Annotated in this window: 5 protein-coding genes; all 5 read right to left on the bottom strand. The window is 30.2% G+C overall.

Annotated elements, in window-relative coordinates; translation table 11 throughout:
• Positions 1-121 precede the first annotated feature (121 nt).
• The 5 genes from ACXAHM_RS26105 to ACXAHM_RS26085 all read right to left on the bottom strand — a co-directional run bounded on the left by ACXAHM_RS26105 (position 122) and on the right by ACXAHM_RS26085 (position 4,545).
• Positions 122-1,045 carry an RHS repeat-associated core domain-containing protein gene (locus ACXAHM_RS26105; RefSeq protein ID WP_474967026.1) on the bottom strand — a complete coding sequence of 308 codons (924 nt, stop codon included), beginning with the start codon at positions 1,043-1,045 and terminating at the stop codon, positions 122-124.
• A 26-nt stretch (positions 1,046-1,071) separates the two neighbouring features.
• Positions 1,072-1,944 (bottom strand): Rpn family recombination-promoting nuclease/putative transposase, encoded by an 873-nt coding sequence (locus tag ACXAHM_RS26100; protein ID WP_474967025.1) that lies wholly within the window; start codon positions 1,942-1,944, stop codon positions 1,072-1,074.
• Between the two features lie 609 nt (positions 1,945-2,553).
• Entirely contained in the window at positions 2,554-3,324 is a 771-nt protein-coding gene (locus ACXAHM_RS26095) for a hypothetical protein (protein WP_474967024.1), read from the bottom strand.
• A 52-nt stretch (positions 3,325-3,376) separates the two neighbouring features.
• Entirely contained in the window at positions 3,377-3,520 is a 144-nt protein-coding gene (locus ACXAHM_RS26090; protein WP_474967023.1) for a hypothetical protein, read from the bottom strand.
• 131 nt (positions 3,521-3,651) lie between these two features.
• Positions 3,652-4,545, bottom strand: coding sequence for an Rpn family recombination-promoting nuclease/putative transposase (locus ACXAHM_RS26085; RefSeq protein ID WP_474967022.1), 894 nt, complete (start codon positions 4,543-4,545; stop codon positions 3,652-3,654).
• Positions 4,546-5,223: the final 678 nt, after the last annotated feature.

Here is a 5,223-nt window from a genome sequence, read left to right as displayed (position 1 = left end):
AAGCAGGATAAAAATAAAAATATTGAAAATATTAATCTAATTAATTGCATAATACAATAATAGTATATATTTAAGTGTCTTTTTCTATTAAATGAACTAATTTATTTGATAGTCTTATTTGTTATTCAATTCTTTCTTTTAAAAGATCAACAAATTCTTTCATATGGTTATTATCAAAAGAATGAGCATCTAACATTTCGTTTGAGCGAAAATATTCGCTTACATCCAATTCAATATTAGTTGTTAAACCATTTGATACTTTAACAGACCTATTACGAGTAATCTTTTTCCATTTATAATAAGTCTCTTCTCCTGCTAAACCTCCTTGTACACCATCAACCCTATTCCAAACATGAATGTGTTTATTTATTCCTGGGTTATTAGAAGGATCTTCAACCCCTCTATCGTTATAAGCGGGAGTTGCAATTGTTATAAGATCTAACTTAATACCATATCTATCATATAGTATTCGGGCTGCTTGAATAGCAACATTCCCTCCATGACTGTGCCCGATAAGGGTAACCACTTCATCAGAATTTATGTTATTTCTTTCTCTGTAACTCATAACATGTTGTACTAATTTTTCTGCAGCTATACTTCTATCATTTACATCATTTTTAAGGTGATTTCGTGGTCTAGTATAATTTCTCCTTTTGTCATATACATATGGATCATTCCAATTAAATGTATCATCCTTTTTAGTACTTCTAGTTAAAGACGTAATGCCATCCACTAAAGTATCATCCTCAGGAGCATCATCTTTAACAGGATGTCTCCACCTCTTATTTGTTCCTTTTGTTCCTGTAACAAAAAATGCTTCTAAACCGTCTAAATCAATAGCCCACAAAGGAGTATTAGATGAAAATTGATAAGGCGTCAACATCGGATATCTCTTCGTCAACGGATCCACACTTAAAAACTTTCCAATCACCGGATTATACACTCTAAAGCCATAATCCTGAATCAGCTGAGAACTGCTTAAATTTCTATCGTCTTCCTTCCCATTAAACCCATAACGGTTATTACCTCCACTCCATTTTCTGATTGAAATTTGAGAAGAATAGAAAGAAATTATTTTTTAGATAAAGCTTCTACCTCTGCAATTGTTAAACCTGAGTAGATCACTACTTTTTCTAAATCAATACCGTCTTTAAGCATTGATAGTGCTGATTCAATTTTTGCTCGCTTTTCTCCGATTTCAATACCTTCTTCTCTACCTTCTTTTCTACCTTTTTCTTCTCTTGAATCTAAAGTATTGACATAATCACGAAAACGTTTCAAATCTTCGTCATATTGATCTTGATCCTTTTTGGGGAGAGCGGTATATTCTGTTAGGTCCAATACTTTTTTGAATATTCGTTCTTGTAAAATCGAAGGCATTTCTTCAAATGAATCTAGGTTTCTGAGTAGATAGATCCATTTATCGAAATTTGTTTTTAGGCTGTCTTCTGTTTTTTGGAATTTTGGCAATTCTAGGTAGACAAACTTTAGCTTATCGTAGAACACCTTATTGTTCTGGTTTTTGAGCTCGACAATATGATGGAAATCTTCCTCCTCTTCATCAAAAATAAAGTCCATGATTGAAATTACGTACACGGCTTTCAATTCGTAATTCCAAGACATACCCTTCTCTGCTTGCTCTTGAATTGGGAAACTAGAATAATAAATAGTCCGGTCTTTAAAAAACTTTTGAGAGGCACGCTGTAACTCAACAATAAATTTTTCCCCCAATTCATTTTCACAATATAAATCATAAATCGCTTTACGGTCTGTATCATTTTTGGGTAAATGTTCTGTTGGCTTGTAAGTCAACGTTTGGATCTGACTATCAGCAGGAAGTACTGTATTCAAAAAGTCTATAAGGATATCCTTATTGTTTTCATCTCCAAAAATTTTCTTAAAACCAAAATCCGTAAAAGGGTTGATATATCGTGACGTACACATAACAATGTTTGTTTTCTTACTAAAAGCAAAGATACTATTCTTAAAGTGAAAATCTATTGGATGAGTAGATTTTATGGAATTGCTGATGGATATATTGGCAGAGTAACACCATAAGTTTTTTGGTTTGTAGGGATTGGGGGTTTGTTATTTTAAGTTTGGAAACTTAAACAATGGGATAGCTTGCAATAACGCTATTACTTAACATTAAGAATAGTGATACTTGATAAAACAGTAATTAAAATGAAAGGGTATGTCGCCTTACAAGGCAAACTTTTAAGTATAATGTTTGCTTTGTGGAAGAAAGAAGAGTACAACGATAAAAACTATAATTGGCAAGTGGTAAATGATAAATAAGTAGTAGCCAAACATTATGCATGAATGGCTACACGAGATAGTTTATTACTAAACTTTCCTATCTAATGAAAAATATTTTTTTTAGGCTTCGAAATTGCTCATGGTGAAATTGTCTGCACTTTAGTACTTCATTTTGCGATGAAAATTTGAGGAACCCCCGGTAGTGAAAAGGTTTAGATAAGCTTAGAAAAATTATATGAATTTACTTAACTTTTAAGACAGTACCTTATACAACATTTTTAGTTCGTAATGACGCTACCGCATAACATTACGAACAGTGTGGAGTTTATTTATTAATTTATTTTTAAAAATTGTTATGTAAAGATATATCAAAAAGATAAATGGGTTTACAATCAACTGATACCAAATAAATAGACTAATTAAAGAAGTTATTATAAATAGTACTATTATAAAATCATAGAATGAATTCTTCTTCTTAAATGCAATAATTACAAAAAATATAATTAGTAATACCTTAAATTTATATGTAAAAAAAAGGAAATTGTCTTTTGTGAAAAAATGTGCTAAAATTAATAAATCATAATCATATATGTTATCTTTTAATTGATACTCACCTACATAATCTCCAAAGTCACCTACAAAAATAATTCTATCCTCAAAATAATCCCCTGAAATATGTCCTTCGAGAATATATTCTAAATCAGAAAAATCAATAAGGTTAATTTCATCAAGTAAATTATTTAATAATATACTTTTCTCTTCTTGATCTATTTGAACAGCAAATAAATTCTTAAATAAATTTTCAACTTTATAATCTATTTCAAAAAAAGTTCCTTTATTAAAATCATATTTTAAAAGATTACCATTCTCTTTAACAAAAAGTTTACTGGGTGATTTATGAATTATATTATTAATTAAATCTGTATCAGAGATGTTATTTCTATTAATGACAATAACATTTTTTCTATGATCGAAATGATTTAGTAAAACTTTATCAGGTAATTTATCATAATCAGGAATTGTATAAGGTAAAATATAGCATAAGATCTTTTTATAATTATCCACAAAATGTATTTGAGGAAAATATAAAAAAATCAATAATATTAAAAATAATAATTTACCTATTAACAGGAGAACGAAGTCTTGGTTTATCTTCAATTTCATCTCTTTTAGTCTTTTCTGGACTTTTACTCGTAAGTTCTTCAATAATAAATTCTGCAAATGGATAAATTAAAGATTTCCTATTTTCAATTAGTTTCATATCATTTTCATCAAATAATACTTTTTCTATAAAAATTACAGAGTGTTCAGAATAATCATATTAGAATACTTGAATTTTATGACAGTACCTTAGAACAGGGAGGAAAGTAAATCAGAATTTATCTGGTATAACTATTGTTCTTTTGAGATCTTTTCCACTTCCTCAATGGTTAAGCCTGAGTACATCGCAACTTTTGTAATATCTAATCCATCTTGAAGCATGGATTGAGCACTTTCTAATGCTTTTTTCTTTTCTCCAATTTTCTCTCCAATCTCCCTCTCCTTAATGATCGCTTCCATTTCCAAAGTACGCTCTCTACTTGCCTCATCCATAAGGTTCACAATGTGATTCTTATAGCTTACCTGTTCCGATTTTGACATCTTATCTACTTTTAAAATTTCTTTGGCTTGTTCTAGTCCTTTCGCTTTAAAGTTGTCTTTGATTTCGTTGTTTTTGAAGTAATAGATCCATTCATCAAGGGTATTTCTAGCTATATCATCAAATTGATTGACTTTGATAATATAGTATTCGGGAAATAAATCAGAAGGCGTTTTATCTTCTCCTAAAAATACTTTTTGTTTGCCTGAGAGCTCTAAAGCATCATTTTGATAAATACCTTGAAAATTGGTTTTACCATGATAAACGTAATCGGCTCCTTGGCCTAAATCAAAATAGACAATATTCACAGAATATACCTTCTTTACTTGCTGATATGATTCTCCTAAAGCAATATATTCAGTAAGCACTTTTGAGGTGCCGTAAAGCATTCTCTGGAAGTAATTGTATTCTAATTGGTTTTGAACTTCAATAATAACGTATTCTCCTTTCTGGTTTTTCACCAAAATATCTACACGATTGAATTTATCGGAAGCAGATTCTTGATTTCCTTCACTTTCCAAAATACTATCTATCGTAAGATCTTCTTTCATCAATTCTGAAAGAAAACCTTCTAAAATCACATAATCCGCCTTATTTCTTAAGAGGCGTTTTATGGCCCAATCAAAACGTATTAAATTATTCTTCATTTTTGTGTTTTTTTCGTGAAGGAAATGATTGAATTCCCAAGGGTAAAGTTAAGAAGAAAATATTTTTTATTGCTTGGTGAATAAATATTATTTGGGGGATGTGAGGGATTTTAAAACTAAGCAAACATATTCTTCTTAACGAAACAAGCCAATCTATTTGTGGTAGATTGGCTTGCGGTTGTTGTTTTAAGTTCGGAAACTTAAACAATTGGATAGTTCTAAGTAACGCCTACGGCTTAATACTTCGAACAGTGGGAGTTTTTTGGGCTTATGGGGATTGGTTTTTTGCTGTTTTTGAGTTCCAAAATTAAAAACAATATGCTAGTTGGTAATGACACCTATCGCTTAACATTACAAACAGCGGGGGAATCCTTGAAGTATCAAAATTCGATGAGGAAGATAAAAAACATATCTTCTCCGTAATTGATGCTTTTATTGCAAAAAGAAAGATTCAATCTATAATGTAATAAATGAAACAAGCCAATCTACTTGTGGGATAGATTGGCTTGGGTTGTTTTAAGTTCGGAAACTTAATCAATATTCATAGTTCGGAATGACTCTAACGTTTAACATTACTCTCACTTGATATTTAGAACAGTAGAGGTTGGTATAATTAAATTTTTATACCTAATTTATATAAAAAGGGAACTGGATCATCATTACATTTTGCTACTTCCC

The organism is Flammeovirga sp. AWQ4_249 (assembly GCF_056161045.1).
Note: the sequence above shows the minus strand (reverse complement) of the source record. Positions and strands in the feature narration are given on the sequence as shown.

Coding starts and splice junctions, on each gene's coding strand:
- ACXAHM_RS26090 (WP_474967023.1), bottom strand. CDS start 3,520: ATGAAACTAATTGAAAATAGGAAATCTTTAATTTATCCATTTGCAGAA.
- ACXAHM_RS26100 (WP_474967025.1), bottom strand. CDS start 1,944: ATGTGTACGTCACGATATATCAACCCTTTTACGGATTTTGGTTTTAAG.
- ACXAHM_RS26085 (WP_474967022.1), bottom strand. CDS start 4,545: ATGAAGAATAATTTAATACGTTTTGATTGGGCCATAAAACGCCTCTTA.